The organism is Paraburkholderia monticola (assembly GCF_001580545.1).
Lineage (GTDB): Bacteria > Pseudomonadota > Gammaproteobacteria > Burkholderiales > Burkholderiaceae > Paraburkholderia > Paraburkholderia monticola.
The window spans coordinates 332,637-358,065 of sequence record NZ_LRBG01000022.1 but is presented as its reverse complement, the minus strand read 5'-3'; the positions used below and the strand labels follow the sequence as shown (position 1 = coordinate 358,065).

Annotated in this window: 17 protein-coding genes; 3 read left to right on the top strand and 14 right to left on the bottom strand. The window is 65.7% G+C overall.

All coding sequences use genetic code 11. From position 1 onward, the window contains the following. Positions 1–50: 50 nt before the first annotated feature. The 9 genes from bamA to rpsB form a co-directional block, all read right to left on the bottom strand. Positions 51–2,363 carry an outer membrane protein assembly factor BamA gene (gene bamA / locus CI15_RS18445; protein WP_062129722.1) on the bottom strand — a complete coding sequence of 771 codons (2,313 nt, stop codon included), beginning with the start codon at positions 2,361–2,363 and terminating at the stop codon, positions 51–53. Between the two features lie 67 nt (positions 2,364–2,430). Continuing rightward, positions 2,431–3,825, bottom strand: coding sequence for an RIP metalloprotease RseP (gene rseP, locus CI15_RS18440; RefSeq protein WP_062129721.1), 1,395 nt, complete (start codon positions 3,823–3,825; stop codon positions 2,431–2,433). 7 nt (positions 3,826–3,832) lie between these two features. Further along, positions 3,833–5,038, bottom strand: coding sequence for a 1-deoxy-D-xylulose-5-phosphate reductoisomerase (locus CI15_RS18435; RefSeq protein ID WP_062129720.1), 1,206 nt, complete (start codon positions 5,036–5,038; stop codon positions 3,833–3,835). A gap of 10 nt (positions 5,039–5,048) precedes the next feature. Continuing rightward, on the bottom strand, positions 5,049–5,870 hold the full coding sequence (locus CI15_RS18430; RefSeq protein ID WP_062129719.1) for a phosphatidate cytidylyltransferase: 822 nt from the start codon (positions 5,868–5,870) through the stop codon (positions 5,049–5,051). Continuing rightward, complete coding sequence (uppS, locus tag CI15_RS18425) at positions 5,864–6,646, bottom strand: polyprenyl diphosphate synthase (RefSeq protein WP_062129718.1); 783 nt, start codon at positions 6,644–6,646, stop codon at positions 5,864–5,866. The genes CI15_RS18430 and uppS overlap by 7 nt, the downstream gene beginning before the upstream one ends. Positions 6,647–6,708: 62 nt before the next feature. Beyond that, positions 6,709–7,269, bottom strand: a complete 561-nt coding sequence (gene frr, locus CI15_RS18420; protein ID WP_013089702.1) for a ribosome recycling factor — start codon at positions 7,267–7,269, stop codon at positions 6,709–6,711. A gap of 99 nt (positions 7,270–7,368) precedes the next feature. After that, entirely contained in the window at positions 7,369–8,082 is a 714-nt protein-coding gene (gene pyrH, locus CI15_RS18415) for a UMP kinase (RefSeq protein ID WP_013089703.1), read from the bottom strand. Positions 8,083–8,303: 221 nt separating this feature from the next. Then, on the bottom strand, positions 8,304–9,185 hold the full coding sequence (tsf, locus tag CI15_RS18410) for a translation elongation factor Ts (protein WP_062129717.1): 882 nt from the start codon (positions 9,183–9,185) through the stop codon (positions 8,304–8,306). Positions 9,186–9,402: 217 nt separating this feature from the next. Continuing rightward, complete coding sequence (gene rpsB / locus CI15_RS18405; protein ID WP_018417646.1) at positions 9,403–10,155, bottom strand: 30S ribosomal protein S2; 753 nt, start codon at positions 10,153–10,155, stop codon at positions 9,403–9,405. A 429-nt stretch (positions 10,156–10,584) separates the two neighbouring features. On the opposite strand from rpsB, the gene map reads away from it, so the two are divergent. The 3 genes from map to CI15_RS38255 are packed head-to-tail and all read left to right on the top strand — an operon-like array spanning position 10,585 to position 16,294. After that, the gene (gene map / locus CI15_RS18400; protein WP_277621039.1) at positions 10,585–11,505 is read left to right on the top strand and encodes a type I methionyl aminopeptidase; all 921 of its coding nucleotides are present in this window, start codon (positions 10,585–10,587) and stop codon (positions 11,503–11,505) included. Positions 11,506–11,533: 28 nt separating this feature from the next. Next, on the top strand, positions 11,534–14,113 hold the full coding sequence (locus CI15_RS18395; protein ID WP_062129715.1) for a [protein-PII] uridylyltransferase: 2,580 nt from the start codon (positions 11,534–11,536) through the stop codon (positions 14,111–14,113). 6 nt (positions 14,114–14,119) lie between these two features. Further along, positions 14,120–16,294: a pseudouridine synthase gene (locus tag CI15_RS38255; RefSeq protein WP_075643720.1), complete on the top strand. Its 2,175-nt coding sequence runs from the start codon at positions 14,120–14,122 to the stop codon at positions 16,292–16,294. A gap of 106 nt (positions 16,295–16,400) precedes the next feature. Here the strand turns inward: CI15_RS38255 and def are convergent, their stop codons facing one another. From def to CI15_RS18360, 5 genes are all read right to left on the bottom strand, one after another. After that, the gene (gene def / locus CI15_RS18380) at positions 16,401–16,934 is read right to left on the bottom strand and encodes a peptide deformylase (RefSeq protein ID WP_062129712.1); all 534 of its coding nucleotides are present in this window, start codon (positions 16,932–16,934) and stop codon (positions 16,401–16,403) included. Then, positions 16,931–18,997, bottom strand: a complete 2,067-nt coding sequence (gene ligA, locus CI15_RS18375) for an NAD-dependent DNA ligase LigA (protein ID WP_062129711.1) — start codon at positions 18,995–18,997, stop codon at positions 16,931–16,933. The genes def and ligA overlap by 4 nt, the downstream gene beginning before the upstream one ends. A gap of 166 nt (positions 18,998–19,163) precedes the next feature. Further along, the gene (locus tag CI15_RS18370; RefSeq protein ID WP_062129710.1) at positions 19,164–20,492 is read right to left on the bottom strand and encodes a cell division protein ZipA C-terminal FtsZ-binding domain-containing protein; all 1,329 of its coding nucleotides are present in this window, start codon (positions 20,490–20,492) and stop codon (positions 19,164–19,166) included. A gap of 116 nt (positions 20,493–20,608) precedes the next feature. Further along, complete coding sequence (gene smc, locus CI15_RS18365; RefSeq protein ID WP_062129709.1) at positions 20,609–24,127, bottom strand: chromosome segregation protein SMC; 3,519 nt, start codon at positions 24,125–24,127, stop codon at positions 20,609–20,611. A 183-nt stretch (positions 24,128–24,310) separates the two neighbouring features. After that, the gene (locus tag CI15_RS18360) at positions 24,311–25,357 is read right to left on the bottom strand and encodes a DMT family transporter (protein ID WP_062129708.1); all 1,047 of its coding nucleotides are present in this window, start codon (positions 25,355–25,357) and stop codon (positions 24,311–24,313) included. Between the last annotated feature and the right edge of the window lie 72 nt (positions 25,358–25,429).

Below are 25,429 nucleotides of genomic sequence, written 5' to 3'. Positions count from 1 at the left end.
TCTCGATACTGTAGTTTGGCCGGGGCCGCCGCCGCAGCCGGCCACCCCGATCAGAACGCCGTTCCGATCTGGAACTGGAACTTCTGATACTGATCGCCAGTGTGCTTCACGAGCGGGAAACCAAGGCTCAACTTGAGCGGGCCGATCGGCGAGATCCACGCGAGACCCACACCGTAGCCGTAACGCAGACCGTTTGCGCCAGTCGACGTCGCCGCCGTGCTCGCGTCCGCCCAGACGTTACCAGCGTCCAGGAAGGTGAAGACACGCAACGTGCGATCGTAACCGGTGCCCGGCAGCGGGAACGTCAACTCGATATTGCCCACCAGCAGCTTCGAGCCGCCGATCGGGTCATTGGTCGATTTGTCGCGCGGCCCCAGGGAGCTCGGCTCGTAACCACGCACCGAACCGATACCGCCCGCGTAGTAGTTCTTGAAGATCGGATAGGGCTTGCCGCCCAGGCCGTTACCGTAGCCGCCCTGGAAGTTGAAGCCCAGCACGAAGCCTCGCGCAAACGAGTAATAGTACTGCGCGTTGATGTCGGCCTTGTAGTACTGGGTGCCGCCGATCGGCGTGCCGTATTCCGCGTTCGCCTGCGCGAAGTAGCCGCGGCTCGGTACGAGCGCGCTATCGCGCGCGTCGCGCGACCAGCCAACCGTAAGCGGTACGTTGTTCGACACCCGGCCGAAGTCATCCACGTATTGCTTGTACGAAGCCGGCGTGTTTGCGTCCACGTCCAGCTGGTTCTGCTCGAAGCCCGCGCCGAAGTACACGGTGTCGACTTCGGAGAACGGGATGCCGAACTTCAGGTCGCCGCCCATCGTGACGATCTTGAAGCTCGAATCCGTCGAGTAGTACAGCGGCTGGTACGTGCGGTAGTAGACGTCGGTGATCCGCTTGATGCCGTCCACCGTGAAGTACGGGTCGACCTGCGTGACCGTCAGCGTACGGTACGTCTTCGCCGTGTTCACGTTGACCGAGAGGCTCGTGCCGGAGCCGAACACGTTGTCCTGCGAGATACCCGCCGACAGCACCACCTTGTCCGTCGACGAGAAACCCGCGCCGAGCGTGATCGCACCGGTCGGCTTTTCGGCGACCTTCACGTCGATGTCGACCTGGTCGGGCGTGCCTTCGACCGGGATCGTCGTCACGTCGACGTCGGTGAAGTAGCCGAGACGGTTGATACGGTCCTTCGACAGCGCGAGCCGGTTCGAATCGAACCACGAGCTTTCGAGCTGGCGCATTTCGCGGCGCACCACTTCGTCGCGCGTGCGCGTGTTGCCGACCACGTTGATCCGGCGCACGTACACGCGGCGGCTCGGGTCGACCTGCAGCGTCAGGTCGACCGTGTGGTTGTTCTGGTCGATGACCGGCTGCGCATTGACGGTCGCGAACGCGTAGCCGTACTCGCCGAGCTTGTCGACGATCGCCTTCGTGGTGGCCTGCAGCTTTTCGGCCGAGAAACGGTCGCCCGGCTTGATCTTGATCAGCTTCTTCAGTTCCGCTTCGCGGTCGAGCAGATTGCCGGCGAGGCGGATGTTCGAAATCGTGTACGGCTCGCCTTCATGCAGCGTGACCGTCAGGTACATGTCCTTCTTGTCCGGCGAGATCGACACCTGGGTCGATTCGATGCTGAACTCGAGGTAGCCGCGGTTCAGGTAGTACGAGCGAACGTTCTCGAGGTCGCCGGTGAGCTTGTCTTTCGCGTACAGGTCGTTCTTCGTGTACCACGAGAACCAGTTCGGCGTGGACAGCTGCATTTCGTCACGGAGCGTGCCGGTGCTGAAGGTCTTGTTGCCGATGAAGTTGATCTGGCGAATCTTCGCGCTCGGGCCTTCGGCCACCGAGAACAGAATACCGACACGGTTGCGGTCGATCGGCGTGATCGTGGTGGTGACTTCAGCCGCGTAGAAACCGCGCGTCAGATACTGACGCTTCAGTTCCTGCTCGGCCTTGTCGACGAGCGCCTTGTCGTAGTAGCGGCCTTGCGACAGCCCGACCGCGCGCAGCGCCTTGATCAGGTTGTCCTTTTCGAACTCGTGGATGCCGGCGAAGTCGATCGTGCCGATAGCCGGACGCTCCTGCACCTGCACGACGACCACGTTGCCTTCGGTCGCAATCCTGACGTCGTTGAAGAAGCCGGTCGCGTACAGCGCGCGAATCGCTTCGGACGCTTTGTCATCGGAGAAGGTATCGCCTTGCTTGATGGGCAGGTACGCGAACACGGTACCCGGTTCGACGCGTTGCAATCCCTCAATGCGAATGTCTTGCACCACGAAGGGCGTCGTTGCGTGAGCAACCAGCCCATGCGCGGCGAACGCCGCGGCTACAACCGTCTTTGGACCAAAGCGATGAGGTTTGAACAACGTGCTTCCCCAGTGTGTATAGCTGCATCAGGCCTGGCGGCCGCCCTCGAGAACGCCGCCGGACACTTTAAAAATGGATTAAACGAGCCAGATCGTTGAACAGCGCAATCGCCGACAACGCGACGATGCAGGCGAGACCCGCCCTCTGAAAAACCAGTTGCCAGCGATCGGAGACAACTTTGCCGGTCACAGCTTCAACCAAGTAATATACCAGATGCCCCCCGTCCAATACCGGAATTGGTAGCAGGTTCAGCACGCCGAGGCTAATGCTGACAAGGGCCAGGAACGACAGAAACGCGGCAGGACCCAGGCGTGCGCTCTTTCCCGCGTAGTCGGCGATCGTCACGGGACCGGACAGGTTCTTCAGCGACGCCTCGCCGACGATCATCCGGCCGAACATCCTGACCGAGTACACCGCGAGATCCCATGTGCGCCGTGTGCCGAGGCGCAGGCTTTCGAGCGGGCCGTAGCGCACGTCGATCGACGGCACCTGGGTCGCCAGCTCCGCGCCGATGCGGCCGATCTGCTGCCCGCTCGCCGCATCGCGCTGCAGTTGCGGCACGATCGTGATGTCTTCGAACACGCCCGCCGCGTGTCCGCCGCGGCCGCCGCGCTCCACGCGCAGCGTGACCGGCACGCCGGCGTGCGATTTCACATAAGCGATGAAGGCCGAGGCATTGTCGGTCGGCGTGCCGTTGATCGCGCGCAGCCGGTCGCCGGCGACGAGGCCCGCCTTCTCGGCGGCGCTGCCCGCCTGCACGCCCGCCACCGTCAGCTTGCCGCCGCCGGGCTCGAAGCCGAGGCGCGACATCAGATCGTCGTCGACGTCTTTTTCGCCGAGGCCGCGCAGGTCCATCGGGAAATCGGACGTGCCGTGCGCATCCTTTGCGCTGAGCACGATGCGCTGCTGATCGAACGCGGCGCCGAGCAGCTTCCAGCGCAGATCCGACCACGACCGTACCGATTCGGTCTCGTCGCTATGGCCGCTGCGCACACCGACGATCGTCTCGCCGCCCTCGAAGCCCGCCAGCGCGGCCGGCGTATTCGGTGCGGGCGTCGCGATCACGGCCGCCGGTTCGGTCACGCCGGTCGCGAACACGAGCGCGAACAGCACGATTGCCAACAGGAAATTCGCGACCGGACCGGCCGCGACGATCGCGAAGCGCCGCCACACCGACTGGCGGTTGAACGCGTGAGGCAGATCCGAGTCGGGAATCGAGCCTGGGCCGGCTTCGCGCTCGTCGAGCATCTTCACGTAGCCGCCGAGCGGCAGCGCGGCAATCGTCCACTCGGTGCCCGTCTTCTGACTGACCCACTGAACGAGCGGCTTGCCGAAGCCGATCGAAAAGCGCAGCACCTTCACGCCGCACAGACGCGCGACGCTGTAGTGCCCGTACTCGTGGACCACCACCAGTACACCAATCGCAACCGCGAAGGCGAGCAGTTCGATCAGCAGATTCATGAGCGCCTCACTGGACGGCGCGTTCCGTGCGACGGGCGTCGTCGGGCAGACGCGCGATGAATTCGATCGCGGCGCGGCGCGCGGCGGCGTCCGCTTCGATGACGTCTTCTAGCGCGTGCGCGCTGCGGTTAGGCAATGCGCCCAGCACCGAGTCGACCACCTGGGCAATCGCCATGAAGCCGATGCGGCGCGCGAGGAACGCCTCCACCGCGATCTCGTTCGCAGCGTTCAGCGCGGCGCTCGCGATACCCCCCTCGGCGAGCGCCCTCATGGCGAGCGCGAGGCACGGGAAGCGGGCGTAGTCGGGTTTTTCGAACGACAGCGACGCGATCTCCGCGAGATCGAGCTGCGCGACGCCAGAATCGACGCGATCCGGGAACGCGAGCGCGTGCGCGATCGGCGTACGCATGTCGGGATTGCCGAGTTGCGCGAGCACCGAGCCATCCGCGTATGACACGAGCGAATGGATCACGCTCTGCGGATGGATCAGCACGTCGATGCGCTCGCCGGGCAGATTGAACAGCCAGTGTGCCTCGATCACTTCGAGACCCTTGTTCATCATCGTGGCCGAGTCGACCGAGATCTTGCGGCCCATCACCCAGTTCGGATGCTTGCAGGCTTCGTCAGGCGTCACGTCGACGAGCGTCGCTGGCTCGCGGGTGCGGAACGGGCCGCCCGATGCGGTCAGGATGATCTTCGAGACGCCGCCGTGCAGCGACGCTTCGCGCGGCAGGCATTGGAAAATTGCGTTGTGCTCGCTGTCGACCGGCAGCAGCACCGCGCCGTTGTCGCGCACCGCATCCATGAAGATCGCGCCGGACATCACGAGCGCTTCCTTGTTCGCGAGCAGGATGCGCTTGCCGGCGCGCGCGGCGGCGAGGCTCGGTGCGAGGCCGGCCGCGCCGACGATCGCGGCGACCACCGTGTCGCAGCCTTCGCTCTTCGCGACTTCGACGAGCGCCTGCGGCCCGTACGTGACCTCGGTCTTGCTGCCCGCTTCACGCAGCTTCGCGGCGACCTTCGCGGCCGTGTCGGCGTCGCCGACCACCGCCACTTCGGGCGCAAAGCGCAGACATTGCTCGACGAGCTTGTCGCCGTTGCGATGCGCGCTCAGCGCGTAAATCGAAAAACGCTCGGGATGGCGCGCGACCACGTCGAGCGTACTGTCTCCAATCGAGCCCGTGGAACCGAGCAATGTCAGACGTTTTTGCATATCTCTTTCTCTAGCCGAGCAGCAGCATGGCGAGCGGCAGCACGGGCAACAACGCGTCGATGCGATCGAGCACACCGCCGTGGCCCGGCAACAGGCCGCTCGAGTCTTTGACGCCGGCCTGGCGTTTCATCATCGATTCGAACAGATCGCCGACCACGCTGAAAACCACCAGCAGGGTCAGCGCGAGCACCGTGCGCAGCGCGCCCAGTTGCGCCAGCAGCGCAGAATACAGGGTCGGCTCGAACGCGTGCAAAAAGACCGCCGCCGCAGCGACGATCATGACCAGCAGCCAGCCGCCGATCGCGCCCTCCCAGGTTTTACCCGGACTGATGGCGGGTGCCAGCTTGTGCTTGCCAAACGCCTTTCCGGAGAAGTATGCGCCGATATCGGCAAGCCAGACCAGCAGCAGCAGCGACAGCACGAACGGCACGCCCTGCATGCGCGCGGCCACCAGAGCATGCCAGCAGGCGATGAAACCGACGATGCCGGCAAGGAACAGAAAGACGCGCCATGCGCCCTGCGCGAGCACGGGCTTGCGCAGCAGCACGAACGGCCCGCCGATCACCCAGAAGATCGCCGCCGCCTGGAAGAACGGCCGCGCATGTTCGGTGCCGACGCCCACGCGAGTGCTGGTGACGAGCCCAAGCGCCGCGACCAGCGCGTAGAGCACCGGCCCCGCGCCGCCGAGCTTCAGCAGACGCGCCCACTCCCACGCGGCGAACACGACGACGAAAGCGATCAGCGCGCCGAACGCGCCGACAGGCGCGAACAGCGTGACAGGCAGGAACACTGCCAGCAGCACGATCGCCGTGATGACACGGGTCTTTAGCATGGAAGCGAATCGACGTTCTGCGATTGCGGCTCGAGCTGAGCACTGGTGCGGCCGAAGCGGCGCTCCCGCTCGGCGTACGAAGCGATGGCGTGGCCGAGCGCGTCGGCGTCGAAATCCGGCCAGAACGTGTCGGTGAAATAGAACTCGGTGTAGGCGAGCTGCCACAGCAGGAAGTTGCTGACGCGGCGCTCACCGCCGGTGCGGATAAACAGGTCCGGTTCGGGCGCGTAGGCCATCGACAGATGCTCGGCGAACGAGTCCTCGCTGACCTCGACCGGTTTGCCCGCGGCCGCCGCCTGCTCGACGAGCTTGCGGGTCGCCTGCATGATGTCCCAGCGCCCGCCGTAGTTCGCGGCGATGGTCAGCGTGAGACGGGTGTTGCGCGCGGTCTTGGTTTCCGCGCGCCTGATCAGATCGCGAATCTTGTCGTCGAAACGCTCGAGATCGCCGACTACGCGCAAACGGATGCCGTTCGCGTGCAGTTTGCCGATCTCGCGCTCGAGCGCGGTGACGAAGAGGCGCATCAGGAACGACACCTCTTCGTTCGGACGGCGCCAGTTCTCGGAGCTGAACGCGAACAGCGTCAGATATTCGACGCCCCGTCGCGCGCACGCCTCGACGGCCGCCCGCACCGCGTCGACGCCGCGCGTATGGCCCGCCACGCGCGGCAGACGCCGCTGGGTGGCCCAACGGCCGTTGCCATCCATGATGATCGCGATATGTCGCGGCACCGCGGCGACGTCAGGCACGCGCACGGTTGAGCTGGTATAGGTCATGGCCGTCGGGACAGTGATGCCAGTAAAGAAGTGGAAATCAGAAGGTGCTGAGCCGAACGGCCTCAGACCGTCATGATCTCGGCTTCTTTCGTGGTGACGAGCTTGTCGATTTCGGCGACGAACTTGTCCGTCAGCTTCTGGACGTCGTCGCCGGCACGACGCTCGTCGTCTTCCGAGATTTCCTTGTCCTTGACGAGCTTTTTCAGTTGCTCGTTGGCGTCGCGGCGCAGGTTGCGCACGGCCACCTTGGCCGTTTCGGCTTCGCTGCGCACGACCTTGGTCAGCTCGCGGCGACGCTCTTCGGTCAGCGCGGGCATCGGTACGCGGATCACATCGCCATGCGTCGCCGGGTTCAGACCGAGGTCCGACTCGCGGATCGCCTTTTCGACGACCTGGACCATCTTCTTTTCCCACGGCTGCACGCCGATCGTGCGCGCGTCGATCAGCGTCAGGTTCGCGACCTGCGAAATCGGCACCGGCGAGCCGTAGTAGTCGCACTGGATATGATCGAGCAGGCCGGTGTGCGCACGGCCCGTGCGGATCTTCGACAGGTCGTTCTTGAACGCGTCGATCGAGCGCTGCATCTTCTGTTCAGCGCCCTTCCTGATATCAGCCACAGACATTTTTAAACCTCCGAACCATCAAAACGGTGCGAGCCGCCCGGCACGCGCGATGTGCGGCGGCCCAGGCTCGCGTCAAAGCCCACGTAATGTAAACGAAGTTTACACGTGGACGAGGGTGCCCTCGTCCTCACCTAGCACGATGCGCTTGAGCGCACCGGGTTTGACGATCGAAAACACGCGGATCGGCAACTTCTGGTCGCGGCACAGCGCGAAAGCCGTCGCGTCCATCACCTGCAGATTGCGGCCGATCGCCTCGTCGAAGCTGATCGTGGTGTAACGGGTCGCGCTCGAATCCTTCTTCGGATCGGCCGAATACACGCCGTCCACCTTGGTCGCCTTCAGTACCACTTCCGCGCCGATTTCCGAGCCGCGCAGCGCGGCTGCCGTATCGGTCGTGAAGAACGGGTTGCCGGTGCCGGCCGCGAAGATCACGACCTTGCCTTCCTCGAGCTGCCGAATCGCGCGGGGCCGGATGTACGGCTCGACGACCTGGTCCATGCGCAGCGCCGACTGCACGCGCGCCTCGATGCCGGCGTGGCGCATCGCGTCCTGCAGCGCCAGTGCGTTCATCATCGTGGCGAGCATACCCATGTAGTCGGCCGTCGCGCGGTCCATACCCGCCGCGCCGCCCGCGACGCCGCGGAAAATATTGCCGCCGCCGATCACCACGGCCAGCTGCGTTCCGAGACGGACTACTTCGGCCACGTCCGCCACCATTCGTTCGATGGTCGCGCGATTGATGCCGAAGGCATCGTCGCCCATCAGAGCTTCACCGGAGAGTTTGAGCAGGACGCGTTTGTAGGCAGTGGGCATAGGGGTATCCAGATCGCGCAGAACAGGGCAACAACAAGGGACTAATGTAGGGGTGAAATGCTGATTCGGGCAAGCACCGCCAAATTGTCGAACCTCGGGGTTCGCCAGCGGCGGCCGCGCGGCGAGGGTCAACCCGTGCGCGGCCTTGCGGTGCTGCCGAGCGCGGCGAGGTCTTGCCTCGCCGCGGGTGCAACGGTACGGCTATAAAGCTTAGGTAAAGCTTATTGTTGCTTTGCAGCAGCGACCTGAGCGGCCACTTCCGCAGCGAAGTCGTCCTGCTTCTTCTCGATGCCTTCGCCGACCACGAACAATGCGAACTTCTGCACGCTCGAGTTCGCTGCCTTCAGCATCTGTTCGATCGTCTGCTTGTCGTTCTTAACGAACGTCTGGTTCAGCAGCGACACTTCCTTCAGGTACTTCTGCACGCTGCCGTCGACCATCTTCGCGACGATTTCAGCCGGCTTGCCCGATTCGGCGGCCTTCTGTTCAGCGATGCTGCGTTCCTTGGCGATCAGGTCCGCCGGCACGTCGTCCGACGACAGCGAGACCGGCTTCATCGCGGCGATGTGCATCGCCACGTCCTTGCCGACCTGCTCGTCCGCGCCGGTGTACTCGACCAGCACGCCGATGCGCGTGCCGTGCAGGTACGCTGCCAGCTTGTTCGCGGTGTCGAAGCGCACGAAACGGCGGATCGACAGGTTTTCACCGATCTTGCCGACCAGCGCGAGGCGCACGGCGTCGACGGTCTGGCCGTCGAGCGGCAGTGCCGACAGCGCAGCGACGTCAGCCGGGTTTTGCGTCGCGACGAGTTCCGCGACCTTCTTCGAGAAAGCGAGGAAGTCGTCGTTCTTCGAGACGAAGTCGGTCTCGCAGTTCAGCTCGACGAGCGAACCAGCGTTGCCGTTGATGAACGATGCGACGACGCCTTCAGCCGTCACGCGCGATGCCGCCTTGCTCGCCTTGTTGCCGAGCTTCACGCGCAGCAGTTCTTCAGCGCGCGCCAGATCGCCGTCGGCTTCCGTCAGCGCCTTCTTGCATTCCATCATCGGCGCGTCGGTCTTCGCGCGCAGTTCTGCAACCATGCTTGCGGTAATTGCCGCCATCATTTGCTCCTTGAGTTCTGTCTGTCACACGCCGCCCGCACTTCGATGCCGGCGGCAGGAATTCGTTTCAGCGTTTTTGCGTAATTTTGCAAGCGACGCGTCTCGCGCCGCCTCGAGCACTCTGCCAGATGCCCGTTACAACACCTGTTACAGGCGTCGCGACTTAAAAAAAGGGGGCCTGTAGAAAGCCCCCTTTTATGCCGGACACTGGGCAGCCTTACGCTTCCGAGTTGACCTCGACGAACTCGTCGCCGTCGCCGCCACGTGCAGCCTGGACCACTTCGTTGACCGCGTTGGCACGGCCTTCGAGGATCGCGTCGGCCACGCCAGCCGCGTACAGGGCGACGGCCTTGCTGGCGTCGTCGTTACCCGGGATCACGTAGTCCACACCTTCCGGCGAGTGGTTCGTGTCGACCACGGCGATGACCGGAATGCCGAGCTTGTTCGCTTCGGTCACGGCAATCTTGTGGTAGCCGACGTCAACCACGAAGATCGCGTCCGGAATGCCGCCCATGTCCTTCACGCCGCCGATCGACTTCTGCAGCTTGGCCATTTCGCGTTCGAACAGCAGCGCTTCTTTCTTGCTCATGCGCTCGGTTTCACCGGCTTCCAGCGCTGCTTCCATGTCCTTCAGGCGCTTGATCGAAACCTTCAGCGTCTTGAAGTTGGTCAGCATGCCGCCGAGCCAGCGTGCGTTCACGAACGGCATACCCGCGCGCTGCGCTTCCTGGGCGATCGTGTCGCGCGATTGACGCTTCGTGCCGACGAACAGGATCGTGCCACGGTTCGATGCCAGCTGACGCGCGTACTTCAGCGCGTCGTTGTACATCGGCAGCGTCTTTTCGAGGTTGATGATGTGAATCTTGTTGCGATGACCGAAAATGAAGGGGGCCATCTTCGGGTTCCAGAAGCGGGTCTGGTGACCGAAGTGGACACCTGCTTCCAGCATTTGACGCATCGTAACTGCCATGAAATTCTCCACGAGGGTTGGGTCTTAAACCGGCTGCCGTATCGGCCGCGCCCGCCTCTATTTCGGCTGGAACGCGGCGACACCCTGGGTGCGCCGGCTTGCGAATTGGCTGCCTGACTACTTTCGATCTCGCGACGCAAGCAACCGAAGCGCCGCGAGAAGCCGTTCCGCCCTGCTGCCCTACGCGAATTTGCAACGAATTTGCCAATGCGCGAATGAAAGCGGACAAGGACCGACTTAGCCAAAGAGTATAGCACGCGACTACCGGTCGACTCAACCTGCCCGACCACCGGCCGATGGGCATGGGAACGAGAACCGCGGCCGGGCCCTGCGCCGTCAACGAGCCGGTTTGAGTCGCTTTTAGCGCATGACCGCCCGATCCAGCGCAACGACCCGGCCCCCACTGCTGTAAAATGGCGCGATTCCGCCATGCGCGAGGGATCGTTACCCACTGACCGGCATTCTTTGCCCGGAAAGGCCCCTTCGCCCGGCCACCGCAACACCCAGCAAGCCTTATCCAGCAAGGCTTCCGAGGAAACCATGGCTATCACCATCAAAAACGAAGACGATATCGCGAAGATGCGCGTCGCCTGCCGGCTCGCAAGCGAGGTGCTCGACTACATCACGCCGTTCGTCAAGGCCGGCGTCACCACCGGCGAGCTCGACCGCCTGTGCCACGAATACATGCTCAAGGAGCAAGGCACCGTTCCCGCACCGCTGAATTACCAGCCGCCCGGCTACCCGCCCTATCCGAAAGCCACCTGCATCTCCGTCAACGACGTCATCTGCCACGGCATTCCGGGCGACAAGGCGCTCAAGAACGGCGACGCGCTGAATATCGACGTCACGGTCATCAAGGATGGCTACTTCGGCGACACGAGCCGCATGTTCATCGTCGGCGAAGGGTCGATCATGGCGAAGCGCCTCGTGCAAGCCACCTTCGAATGCATGTGGCTCGGCATCGACCAGGTGCGCCCCGGCGCGCATCTCGGCGACATCGGCTATGCGATCCAGAAGCACGCCGAGGGCCTCGGCTACAGCGTGGTGCGCGAATATTGCGGCCACGGCATCGGCACCGTGTTCCACGAAGATCCGCAAATCCTGCACTACGGCCGCCCCGGCACCGGGCTGGAGCTGCAGACCGGCATGATCTTCACGATCGAGCCGATGATCAACGCGGGCCGCCGCGACATCCGCACGATGCCCGACCAGTGGACCGTCAAGACCAAGGACCGGAGCCTCTCCGCGCAGTGGGAGCATACGGTGCTCGTCACTGAGACCGGCTACGACGTGCTGACCGTGTCGGCCGGCACACCCGCGCGACCGCCCGTGGTCGCGGCCACCGCCTGACCGATTCCGACCTCACAGCCACCTGCCAATGAGTAGCGTTCCAGCCGTCGCCCCCTCCCATGCCTCGTCGCTCAAGGCGGACTACAAAGTGGCCAAAGCCCAGTTGCTGGAACGCTTCCGAACGGCCACCAACGTCGACACGTTGATGGCGGCCCTCGCGCGCGCCACCGATCATTCGCTGCGCGCCGCCTGGGACACCTGCGAGCTGCCCGACGACCTTGCGCTCGTGGCGGTCGGCGGCTATGGGCGCGGCGAGCTCGCACCGCACTCCGACATCGACATTCTGGTGCTGCTGCCCGACGCGCGGCTCGAGCATCTGGACGCACGCATCGAGCGCTTCATCAGCCTCGCCTGGGATCTCGGGCTCGAACTCGGCAGCAGCGTGCGCAGCGTGTCGCAATGCATCGAGGAAGCGGCCAACGACGTCACCGTGCGCACCTCGCTGCTGGAAGCGCGCCGCATCACCGGCAGCGCCACGCTGTTCGACGATTTCTCCCGACGCTACCGTGCGGCGCTCGACCCGAAGGCATTCTTCCAGGCGAAGGTGCTCGAAATGCGCCAGCGCCACGCAAAGTTTCAGGACACGCCCTACGCGCTCGAGCCGAACATCAAGGAAAGCCCGGGCGGACTCCGCGATCTGCAACTGATCCTGTGGATCACCCAGGCGGCCGGCTTCGGCAGCAGCTGGCGCGAACTCGAAGCACGCGCGCTCATCACCGAGCGCGAGGCGCGCGAGCTGCGCCATAACGAAGGCTTCCTGAAATCGCTGCGCGCGCGGCTGCACCTGATTGCCGGGCGCCGCCAGGACATCCTCGTGTTCGACCTGCAGACGCCGGTCGCGGAAAGCTTCGGCTACAAGCCGACCGCCACCAAGCGCGCGAGCGAACAGCTGATGCGCCGCTACTACTGGGCCGCGAAAGCGGTCACCCAGCTCGCGACGATCCTGATCCAGAACATCGAGGCGCAGCTGTTTCCGAACACGAGCGGCATCACGCGCGTGCTGTCGGAACGTTTCGTCGAAAAGCAGGGCATGCTCGAAATCGCGTCCGACGACGTGTTCCAGCGCGAACCGAGCGCGATCCTCGAAGCGTTCCTGCTCTACGAGCGTACGCCCGGCGTCAAAGGCCTGTCGGCGCGCACGCTGCGCGCGATCTACAACGCGCGTGACGTGATGGACCAGCACTGGCGGCGCGATCCGGAAAACCGTCGACTCTTCATGGAAATCCTGAAGCAGCCGGCCGGCATCACGCATGCGTTCCGCCTGATGAACCAGACCAGCGTGCTCGGCCGTTATCTGCTGAATTTCCGGCGCATCGTCGGGCAGATGCAGCACGACCTGTATCACGTGTACACGGTCGATCAGCACATCCTGATGGTGCTGCGCAATCTGCGCCGCTTCGCGATCGCCGAGCACGCGCACGAATACCCGTTCTGCAGTCAGCTGATCGCGAACTTCGACCGGCCGTGGGTGCTGTACGTGGCCGCGCTGTTCCATGACATCGCCAAGGGCCGCGGCGGCGATCATTCCACGCTCGGCATGGCCGACGCGCGGCGTTTCTGCCGGCAGCACGGCATCGAGGGCGAGGACGGCGATCTGGTCGTGTGGCTCGTCCAGCAGCACCTGACGATGAGCCAGGTCGCGCAGAAGCAGGATACGAGCGACCCCGAAGTGATCAAGCGATTCGCCGAGCTGGTCGGCACCGAGCGCCGTCTGACTGCGCTCTATCTGCTGACCGTCGCCGACATCCGCGGGACCAGCCCGAAGGTCTGGAACACGTGGAAAGGCAAGCTGCTCGAAGACCTGTACCGCACCACCCTCGCCGTGCTGGGCGGTGCGCGGCCGGATGAGCATTCGGAACTGAAGTCGCGCCAGGAAGAGGCGCTTGCGCTGCTGCGCCTCGAAACCGTGCCGGAAGGCGCGCAACGGGCGCTGTGGGACCAGCTCGACGTCGGCTATTTCCTGCGCCACGACGCGGCGGACATCGCGTGGCAAACGCGCGTGCTGTACCGCCATGTCGAAACGCCGACGCCGCTCGTGCGCGCGCGGCCGTCGCCGATCGGCGAGGCTTTGCAGGTGCTCGTCTACGTGAAGGACCAGCCCGATCTGTTCGCGGGCATCTGCGCGTATTTCGACCGCAATGGCCTGTCGGTCCTCGATGCGCGCGTCAGCACCACGCGCCACGGCTACGCGCTCGACAACTTCCTCGTCGCGCACACCGAAGAGGACGTACACTATCGCGACATCGCGAATCTGGTCGAGCAGGAGCTGACCGCGCGCCTCGCGGGCCATGGCACGTTGCTGCCGGGACCGTCGAAGGGGCGCCTGTCGCGGCTCTCACGCACCTTCCCCATCACGCCGCGCGTTGACCTGCGGGCCGACGAGCGCGGCCAATACTACATCCTGTCCGTGTCGGCGAACGACCGGCCAGGCCTTCTTTATTCGATCGCGCGCGTGCTGGCCGAGCACCGGGTCGGCGTCGCCTCGGCGCGGATCAATACGCTCGGCGAACGCGTCGAGGACGTGTTCCTGCTCGAAGGACACAGCCTGTCGGACAACCGCCTGCAAATTCAGGTCGAAACCGAACTGCTGCGCGCGATCGCAGTGTGAGATTTCATGCGAATCAAATTAACAGCGAAGCATCCGCGGCCGACGTCGTCCGAACGCGCCCCTGTCCGCTCCGGCAGCGCGTCGGCACGTAAGCCCACCCGTCCGGCACGACCCAAGCCATTTGGGGCCGACGCCGGCGCGACGCGCGAGGGCGCGGCATCGAAGGGTGGCGGCACGAAGCGGCCGGTCGGCGCCAAGCCGGCGGGCGCGGGTGCACGTGCGCCGCGCACCGAAGGGTCGTTCACGCGCGAACGAAGCGCGGCCCCCGCGGGCGCGCCGCGCCGGTCCGAAGGTGGGGCTGAGCGCGCGCCGCGTCGTTCCGAAGGCAACCCGCAGCGTGGCGAGCGTGCGCCGCGACGCGAATTCGGCGACCGTGCCGAACGCGCACCCCGCCGTTTCGAAGGCAACGCTGAGCGCGGCGAGCGTGCGCCGCGACGCGAATCCGGCGACCGTGCCGAACGCGCACCGCGCCGTTTCGAAGGCAACGCTGAGCGTGGCGAGCGTGCGCCGCGACGTGAATCCGGTGACCGTGCCGAACGCGCACCGCGTCGTTTCGAAGGCAGCGCTGAGCGTGGCGAGCGTGCGCCGCGACGCGAATCCGGTGACCGTACCGAACGCGCACCGCGTCGTTTCGAAGGCAACGCTGAGCGTGGCGAGCGTGCGCCGCGACGCGAATTCGGTGACCGTACCGAACGCGCACCGCGCCGTTTCGAAGGCAGCGCTGAGCGTGGCGAGCGTGCGCCGCGACGCGAATTCGGTGACCGCACCGAACGCGCACCGCGTCGTTTCGAAGGCAGCGCTGAGCGCGGTGAACGCGCACCTCGGCGCGAATTCGGCGACCGTACCGACCGCGCACCGCGTCGTTTCGAAGGCAGCGCCGAGCGCGGTGAACGCGCACCTCGGCGTGAATTCGGTGACCGTACCGAACGCGCACCGCGTCGTTCTGAAGGCAATGCTGAGCGTGGCGAGCGCGCACCGCGTCGCGAATTCGGCGAGCGCACTGAACGCGCGCCCCGTCGTTTTGAGGGTGCTGGAGAGCGCGAACGCGCACCCCGCCGTTTCGAAGGCAGCCCCGAGCGTGGCGAACGCGCACCTCGACGCGAATTCGGCGAACGGACTGAGCGCGCGCCGCGTCGTTTCGAAGGTGCGGCAGAGCGCGAACGCGCGCCACGCCGTTTCGAAGGCGAACGCGGCGAGCGCAACTTCGCCAAACCGGTAAAGGGCGGCGATGTCGAACGTGGCGAGCGCCGCGAGCGCCCGGCCCGTGGCGGCGACGCCCCGTTGCCAGCCGCAGGCCGCCGCTTCGGCGACGACCGACCAGCTCGCGCTGCCAAGCCGCGAACCTCGACCGCCCAGCCAGCCCAGCCCCGCGACACAACCGTCGACATCCCGCCCTCACCCCGCCGCGATCGCGAGGACGCGCCGGGCATGCTGCGTCTGTCGAAGCTGATGTCCAAGCTCGGCCTGTGCTCGCGCCGCGAGGCCGACGAATGGATCGAGAAAGGCTGGGTGATGGTCGACGGCGAGCGCGTCGATACGCTCGGCACGAAGGTGTTTCCGGATCAGCGCATCGACATCGACCCGGCTGCCGAAGCGTTTCAGTCGAGCCAGGTGACCGTGATCGTTCACAAGCCGGTCGGCCTCGTGTCGGGCCAGGCGGAGGACGGCTATCAACCGGCCATCACGCTCGTGACGCCGGAGAATCGCTGGGAAGGCGACCACTCGGGCATCCGCTTCTCGGCGTCGCATCTGCGCCAGCTCGCGCCGGCCGGGCGTCTCGACATCGATTCGACGGGCCTGCTCGTGCTGACCCAAGACGGCCGGATCGCGAAGCAGCTGATCGGCGGTCACTCGGAAGTGGACAAGGAGTACCTGGTGCGCGTCGCGTACGGCGAACACACTGTCGACGTCGAAAGCCACTTCCCGGCCGAAAAACTGGCGCTGCTGTGCCATGGTCTGTCGCTCGACGACGTCGAACTGAAGCCCGCGCAGGTCAACTGGCAGAACGGCGAGCAACTGCGCTTCGTGCTGAACGAAGGCAAAAAGCGCCAGATTCGCCGGATGTGCGAGTTGGTCGGCCTCGAAGTGGTGGGGCTCAAGCGCGTGCGCATGGGCCAGGTGATGCTCGGCGCGTTGCCGCCGGGTCAGTGGCGCTATCTGTCGGAAGACGAGTCGTTCTGAGTCCCGTCCCACCGCGCCGCCTTGCTGAAGGCAGGAAGGCTGGCGCATCGGAACAACAAAAAAACCCACGCACACAGGCGTGGGTTTTTTGTTTGCGGCAGCCGCGTCAGTCGTCGCTATTCGGGTCGAGATCAGGAAACAGGATCTCGGTAAAGCCGAACTTCGAGAAATCGGTGATCCGCATCGGATACAGCTTGCCGATCAGGTGATCGCACTCGTGCTGCACGACCCGCGCGTGGAAACCCTCGGCGACCCGGTCGATCGGATTGCCGAACTGATCGAAGCCGTGATAGCGGATCATCGAAAAGCGGCTCACCACGCCGCGCAGCCCCGGCACCGACAGGCAGCCCTCCCAGCTCTCTTCCATGTCCTGCGATACCGGCGTGACGGTCGGGTTGATCAGTACCGTTTCCGGTACCGGCGGCGCGTCGGGATAGCGCTCGTTCGAACCAAAGCCGAAGATCACCACCTGCAGATTGACGCCGATTTGCGGCGCGGCGAGACCCGCGCCGTTCGCGGCGTGCATGGTCTCGAACATGTCCTCCACGAGCCGGTGCAGCTCGGGGGTGTCGAAGTGATCGACCGTCTCGGCAATTCGCAAGAGGCGCGGATCGCCCATCTTCAGAATGTCGTGAATCATGAATGCCCCTCCAGGAGCTTGCGCATACCATCTTCGTCGAGTACGGGGATGCCGAGTTCCTCGGCCTTCGCGAGCTTGCTGCCCGCGTCGGCGCCCGCCACCACGTAACTGGTTTTCTTCGATACCGACCCCGCCACCTTCGCGCCGGCCGCTTCGAGCATTTCCTTCGCGTCTTCGCGCGACAGGTTCGGCAACGTGCCGGTCAGCACGACTGTCTGCCCGACCAGCACGCCCTGCGGTGCCTTCGGCGCGGGCGGCCCTTCGGGCCACGTGACCTTGCCCGGCGCGCGCAGCTGCTCGATCACCGTGCGGTTGTGGTCCTCGGCAAAAAACTGATGGATCGATTCGGCAACGACCGGCCCCACGTCGTTGACTTCGAGCAACGCTTCCAGCGACGCATCCATGATCGGATCGAGCGAGCCGAAGTGCTTCGCGAGATCCTTCGCGGTCGACTCGCCGACATGGCGAATCCCCAGCGCGTAGATAAAGCGCGCGAGCGTCGTGTGCTTGGCTTTTTCGAGCGAGTCGAGCAGGTTCTGCGCGGACTTTTCGGCGAAGCGGTCGAGTTCCGCGAGCGTCGCGAAACCGAGATTGAACAGATCGGCCGGCGTGCGCACGAGGTTCTGCTCGACCAGTTGATCGATGATCTTCTCGCCGAGGCCGTCGATATCGAGCGCGCGCCGCTGCGCGAAGTGCCACAGCGCCTGCTTGCGCTGCGCCGGACAGAAGAGCCCGCCCGTGCAACGCGCGATCGCCTCGTCGGGCAGCCGCTCGATCGCCGAGCCGCACACCGGGCACTGTGTCGGCATCACGAACTCGCGCGCGTCGGCCGGACGACGCTCGATGAGCGCGCTGACCACCTCCGGAATCACGTCGCCGGCACGCCGCACGATCACCGTGTCGCCGATGCGGATGTCCTTGCGGCGCACTTCGTCTTCGTTGTGCAAGGTCGCGTTGGTGACCGTCGCGCCGCCGACGAACACCGGCTCCAGACGCGCGACCGGCGTGATCGCGCCGGTGCGGCCGACCTGCACGTCGATCGCGACGAGCTTCGTCAGCGCCTCTTGCGCGGGGAATTTGTGCGCCAGCGCGAAACGCGGCGCGCGCGACACGAAACCGAGCGTGTCCTGCTCGTCGCGCCGGTTGACCTTGTAGACCACGCCGTCGATGTCGTACGGCAGTCCGTCGCGCTTCTCGCCGACCGCGTGGAAAAAGCCGAGCAGCCCTTCAGCGCCCTGCACGACCGCGCGCTCGCCATTGACCGGCAGGCCCATTTCCTTGTACCAGTCGAGCAGTTCGCTATGCGTAGCCGGCATCTCGATGCCTTCGAGCACGCCGATCCCGTACGCGAAAAACGACAACGGCCGCTGCGCCGTGATTTTCGAATCGAGCTGGCGCAGACTGCCCGCCGCGGCATTACGCGGATTGGCGAATTCCTTTTGCTCGGCGGCGCGCTGACGTTCGTTCAGGCGCTCGAAATCGCGCTTGAACATCAGCACTTCGCCGCGCACGTCGAGCACGTGCGGCACGCGCTTGCCCTTCAGCTTCAGCGGAATCGAGCGGATCGTGCGGACGTTTTCGGTGACGTTCTCGCCGGTCGTGCCGTCGCCGCGCGTGGAGGCTTGCACGAACACGCCGTCGACATAGCGCAGCGAGATCGCGAGGCCGTCGAATTTCAGCTCCGCCGCGTAGTCGACCGGCACCGGCGGTTCGCTCGCATTCTTGCCGAGCGCGTCGCCGATGCGCTTGTCGAACGCGACGATGTCTTCATCGGCGAAACCATTGTTCAGCGACAACATCGGCTGGTCGTGCACGACCGGCTCGAAACCGCTCGCCGCCTCGCCGCCGACGCGCTGCGTCGGCGAGTCCGGCACGATCAGATCCGGATGCTCGGCCTCGATGCGCTCCAGTTCCTTGAACAGCTTGTCGTATTCGGCGTCCGGCAGGTCCGGTTGATCGAGCACGTAATACGCGTAGTTCGCGCGTTCGAGTTCCGCGCGCAGCCACGCGGCCCGTTCAGCCGGAGCGCTGGTTGCAGAAGAAGAGACGGGGGATCGGGCCATGCTGTCGGAAGCTTCTCGAGGTGAAAGTCGGACATCGGATTATCGCAGGAAGCGTGCCCCTTTACATCGACTGAATGGGGGTGTGCCGCGCTGCAATGCAGGCCGGAAACGACGACGGCCGCACGATGTGCGGCCGTCGTCGAAACGCGTGAAACGCTGAGAAAAGTTACTGGCTGAACAGGCGCCGCGTCGCCGGCGAACCCGCCGGAATCCCCGCCTGTTCGAGCTTCGCGTACAGCGTCATCAACTGCTTTTCGATCGCGAGCAGCGCGCTTTCCGGCAGCGGCCGGCGACCGTCGTCGACCACCCGTCCGCCGATGCGCTCGGCCAGCGATTTCGCGTAATCGCACATCAGACGGAACGGCAGGATGTCTTCGTCGGCGACCGGCACGTCGAGCACCAGCGTGATCATTTCGCCGCCCTTGTAGGTAAGGTCGTCGCGCAGGAAGTTCGTGTCGCCGAACTGCAGCATGAACACCGGGCTTTGCCGCGAGTCGAGCTTGACGAAGCGCGTGCCGTCGCGCGAGAGCAGCAAGCCGTCCTGCGAGGCGACCGCCTGCACGTAGTTGGCCGACCACGGCGCGCCGTCCGACAGCACGTTGATCGACAGCTGCGCGTCGCACTGCGCGGCAAAGCCGTCGAGCTCGCGCGCCATCGCGACGGTTTCGAGCATGTCGGGGAATTCCGGCGCGGCATCGAGCGCGTCGGCGAACTGCTGCACGCCGGTCACGAACTCGGAGAATTCGAGCTCGTTGAGCGCGCCGCTGCGGTTGGCGAGCTGCGCGGCGGCGCGCAGTTCCTCGTAGCGCGTGCCGTTTTGCAGCAGCTCCCACGCGCCGCCGCCCTCGGGCTTGCCTTCGATATGCACCGGCTTGCTGCCCGCGCGACGCAAGCGCTGCGCAAGCGGAAGCACCTTGTCGCCGGCCACGGGCCCGTTCAGCCGGATCGGCACGATACAGTCGATGCGTCGATCGACGATCGCCGGCGGCGCCGACGAAATCGTCGTGGCGGCCGGCAGGATCGGTTCGACGCGCTCCTGCTCCGCGGAGGCCGGCTGGATGGCCGGCGATTCGGTGGCGGCCCGCTCTGCATCCGCGCCCGGCGCCGGCGCGTGCACGCCTTCGCTCACGGCGTCGGCCTCGGCCGACGGATAACCGTTCGGCGAAGTCATCTCGGCCTGAATATCGGCCGGCGTATCGAGCGGCGCGGCGCCCACGGCGGCGGCCGCACCGAACGTCGGCTCGACGCGCGCAGCGGTCGGGTCCGCCGCCGCCTCGGCGCTCACGCTCGGCTCGCGCCGCGTGGTCGGCCGGGCCGGCTCGATGAACGGACTCTGCTCCTCATGCTCGTCACGCGCAAAGCTCTCGGCGGTGTCGGCCGGCATCGGCCGCGGCATCTTGCGGCGCACCTTCGCACCCTGCCACGCGTTGTACACGACCACGCCCCCCACCACCACGGCACCCGCGCCGATCAAACCGAGTGTCAACTGGTCCATGCATGCTCCATCAGCAATTCTTCTATCTGCGCGGGCCTCTCGTCCGTTCCATGTACCGCGCGGCACTCGATCTGGCCGCTGCGCTGGATGCGGATGCCCGCGAAGGCTTTAATAACTCAAACGATATTCTGGGCGAAACCCGCCGCCGTTTCCATGTCGACGGCAACGATCCGCGAAACGCCCTGCTCCTGCATCGTCACGCCGATCAGTTGTTGCGCCATTTCCATCGCGATCTTGTTGTGCGAGATGAACAGGAACTGGGTTTTGTCCGACATCGCCCGCACCAGATTCGCGAAACGCTCGGTGTTGGCGTCGTCGAGCGGCGCGTCCACTTCGTCGAGCAGACAGAACGGCGCGGGATTCAGCTGGAACATCGCAAACACGAGCGCGGTCGCGGTCAGCGCTTTTTCGCCACCCGACAGCAGATGAATCGTCGAATTCTTCTTGCCCGGCGGCTGCGCCATCACCTGCACGCCTGCGTCGAGGATTTCGTCGCCGGTCATGATCAGTTTCGCCTGGCCGCCACCGAACAGACGCGGGAACAGCTCGCCGAAATGACGGTTCACTTCGTCGAACGTGCTTTGCAGCAGCGTGCGCGTTTCGCCGTCGATCTTGCGGATCGCGTCTTCGAGCGTGTCGATCGCGCTCGTCAGGTCGGCCGACTGCGAATCGAGGAAGCTCTTGCGCTCGGACGCGGCCTTCAGCTCGTCGAGCGCGGCCATGTTGACCGGCCCGAGCGCGATGATCGCGTTGTTGATGCGCGTGACTTCGCCTTGCAGGTACGACGGCTTCATGTCCGGCGTCAGCTTGGCTTGCAATTCGGCCTCGTCGACACCCGCTTCCGAGAGCTGCTCGACGAACTGCTCGCCGCTGATGCGCGCGGCCTGCTCCTTCAACTGCAATTCGTTGATGCGATCGCGCAGCGGCTGCAACGCGCGTTCGGCGGCAAGGCGGGTTTCGTCGGCCGAGCGCAGCTTCGCGGTCAGGTCGTCGAGTTCGACGCGCGCGGCGCGCAGCGCTTCTTCCTTCGCGGTGCGGATGTCGAGCGCGTCCTGCAGGCCGGTGTGCGCGGTCTGCTGATTGATCGTTTCGAGTTCGGCTCGCGCGTCTTCGAGCGCGCCCGCGACGCGCTCGCTCTGCTCATGCGCGACCTGAATGCTGCGCTTCAACTCGTCGATGCGGTTCGCCATGTTGCGCGCGGCGAAGCGCGCGTCGGTGGCGGCGCGATCGAGATCGCGTGCTCCGCCGCGGGCGGTCGTCAGTTCTTCGTCGAGTGCTTCGAATGCGAGCTGGTGATCTTCGAAGCGCGCCTGCAATTCCGCGAGCTCGCCGTCGTGGCGCTCGAAGTTCGCTTCCGATTCCGCGCGCAGCGCGCGCTGCTCGTCGATCTGAGCGGCGATCTCTTCGAGTTCCTCGCGAATCTGCGTGCTGCGCTGCGTGTAGCGCTCGTGCGCCTGGGTGAGCTTCAGCACATCCATCTGCAACGCGTGCACGCGCTGCGTCGCGCGTTCGGTCTGCTGGCGCATCTCGGCGAGCGCCTGCGCGGCCTGCGTGTGCGCGGCTTCGGCACGGATCGCGGCGGCCTTTGCCTCGTCGGCGAGCAAGGCCTGCGCACGCACCTGACGGCCGAGATTTTCGATTTCCTGCTGACGGGCGAGCATGCCGGCCTGCTCGGAATCGGCCGCGTACAACTGCACGCCGACACGCGTGACCACATGGCCCGCCTTCACGACGAACGCGCCGCCCTCGGGCAACTGCGCGCGCATGGATAGCGCCTGCTGCAGGTCGTCGGCGACGAACGAGAGGCCGAGCCAGTCGTTCAGCACCGCGCGGATGCCGGCGTCCTCGATGCGCACGAGCGACAGCAGCGGCCGCAGCGCGCCCGCCGCCGGGGCCGGATGACCGGCTGCCGGCGGGGCGTAGAACGCGAGCTTGGCCGGTGGCGCGTCGGTCGCGAACGCCTTGACCCAGTCGAGATTCGACACTTCGAGCGCGGCGAGGCGCTCACGCAGCACGGCTTCGAGCGCGGTTTCCCAACCGGCCTCGACGTGCAGCTTCTTCCACAGACGCGGCAGGCTGCCGAGCTCGTGCTTGTCGAGCCACGGCTGGATCTTGCCTTCGGTCTGCACGTTTTCCTGCAGTTGCTTCAGCGCGGCGAGGCGTGCGTCGAGCTGATGGATCTGTGCGCTTTCGGTCTGCACGCGCTCCTGCGCGGCGCGGCGTTCGCCATCGAGGCGCGGCAGCGTTTCCTGCGCGTCGGCGAGGCGCCCCTGCGCGTCGTGCAGGATTTCCTCGTGCTCGGCGAGCTGCATGCGCAACTCCTCGAGCTGCGCTTCGTCAGGCGCGTCGAGGCCGCCCTCTTCCGATTTCAGCCGCTCATGGCGCTGCTGCAACTGCTGCAACTGCTGATCGGCGTTACGCTGATGCGCGGCTTCGAGCTTCAGGGCCTGCTCGGTCTGAGCGATCCCGCCACGCTCGGTATTCAGTTCCGCCTGGGCGTCGCGCCAGCGCGCTTCGAGCGCGGGCAGCGCGTCGTGCTTCGCGGCCGCGTCCTCTTCGGCGAGCACGGCTTTTTCCTCGGCGACGGCCAGTTGCTCCTCGGCGTCGGCGATATCGTCCTGCGCCTTGTCGGCTTGCGCTTGCCACTGCTCGCGCTGCGCGGTGAGCGCGGCGATCTGCGCCTGCGCGCGATTACGCGATTCGACGATGAAGCGGATCTCGGCCTCGAGCCGGCTCACTTCGGCGTTCGCTTCGTACAACGCGCCCTGTGCGCCCTGCATCGCGTCGCTCGCCGAATAGTGCGCGACGCGCAGCGTTTCGAGTTCCAATTCGACTTCGCGCAGCCTCGCCGTTTGCGCTTCGAGGTCGATCTGCGCCTGTTCGATCGCGCGTTGCTGGCGCTGCTGCTCGCCGGCCGCCTCGTTCTTGCGCAACAGCCACAACAGACGCTGCTTTTCCTCGCCGTCGCCTTGCAACTCGCGATAACGCGTCGCGACGACCGCCTGGCCTTCCAGCTTCTCGAGATTCGCACCGAGCTCGCGGACGATGTCCTCGACGCGCGTCAGGTTCTCGCGCGTGTCGTGCAAACGGTTCTCGGTCTCGCGGCGGCGTTCCTTGTACTTCGACACGCCGGCGGCTTCTTCGAGGAACACGCGCAGCTCTTCGGGCTTCGCCTCGATCAGCCGCGCGATCATGCCCTGCCCGATGATCGCGTACGCGCGCGGCCCGAGCCCGGTGCCGAGGAAGATGTCCTGGATGTCGCGGCGCCGTGCCGGCAGGTTGTTGATGTAGTAGCTCGAGGTGCCGTCGCGCGTCAGCACGCGCTTCACGGCGATCTCCGCATACTGACCCCACTGGCCGGCGGCGCGGCCGTCCGCGTTGTCGAACACGAGTTCGACGCTCGCGCGGCTGCCGGGCTTGCGGGCGGTCGAGCCGTTGAAGATCACGTCCTGCATCGACTCGCCGCGCAGTTCCGATGCGCGCGATTCGCCGAGCACCCAGCGCACGGCGTCGATGATGTTGGATTTGCCGCACCCGTTCGGTCCGACCACGCCGACTAGCTGGCCGGGGACCTGGAAGTGCGTGGGATCGACGAAGGATTTGAAGCCAGCGAGTTTGATCGAGGTGAGCCGCACGGCGATTTCGCTGTTTGAAAAGAGAGAGTGGTAGGTGGCTCGCGAGGTTGCACCGGTCGTTCACCGCCACGGCGGGACGCCCCACGCAACCTCGCGAGCCTTCGCATTTTTGGCGCCGGTCACATGCGCTCATGCACATCCGAGGCACCCGCAGGTGCGCACGCGCCGGCTAATGAGGGGGAATCATACCATCGCGCGTGGACGATTCTTACCGCCCTTTTCGTGCTCGGCACTGTCGTCGCCACGGCCGGGATTGCCACCATGGCCGCCCTCGCCGCCCTCGCCCCCGTCACGCTCGTCAGGCGGATCCGTGTCGCCGATGGCGGGATCGGGCGGCACCGTCTTCGTGCGATGCACCCAGCTCGACAGCGCCGACGCGAGCACGATGCAGGCGCCGCCGGCCCATTCGCGCGGGCCCGGGATTTCGCCGGCGAACAGCCACGCCGACAACGCCGTCACGACGAGTTCGAACAGCATGATGATCGACGCCCGATTGGCCGGCACGCGCGAGAGCCCGTACTGCACGAGCATGTTGTTCGACGCAAGCAGCAGACCGAGGCCGAGCACGAGCAGCGCCGCGGTGCCCAGATGCGCGCCGGTGGGCGGCGCGGACATCGGCTCGAACAGCGACGCGAGCGCGCCAAACAGCGCCGCGCCGCCGAAGATCGTCGCGGTGCGCATTTCGGGCTTCATCTCGGGCAGCACGCGGCTCGTCTTCAGGATCAGCACGTTGCTCATCGCGAAGCCCATGCCGCCGGCGAGCCCCGCCCATTCGGCGGGATTGCCGGGTACCGGGATGCCGAGCTGCGGTGACCACAGCATCGTCATCGCGCCCACGAGCGACAGCGCGGCCAGCGCCGCGCCCGACCACGTGAGCCGCTCGTGCAGGATGAAATGCGCGAACAGCGCGGTCCACGCCGGCGTCAGGTAGAACAGCAGCAGCACGCGCATCACCTGGCCGTGGATCGCGCCCCACACGAAACCGAGATTCGTGACGCCCGCCGCGAGCGCGAGCGCGGGCAGCAGCCAGTGCCAACGCACGGTCTTCAGCGCGCGGCGCCGCACCAGCAGCACGAACAGGCAGCCGGTGCCGCTCGTGAGCGCGCTCGCGGCCGTGCCGGTCACGCCGAGCGCGGCCAGCATGCGCAATGGATACCAGACCATCCCCCAGACCGACGCCCCCAGCATGATCGCGAGCGTCGGCCAGCCGTTGCGAAGCCAGTTGCTCATGGGGCCGGGCTCCGGTGGGTGTCGCGGATGGTTCGCGCGAGGGCCCGGCCGATTTGGCCGCTTTGGCCGTGC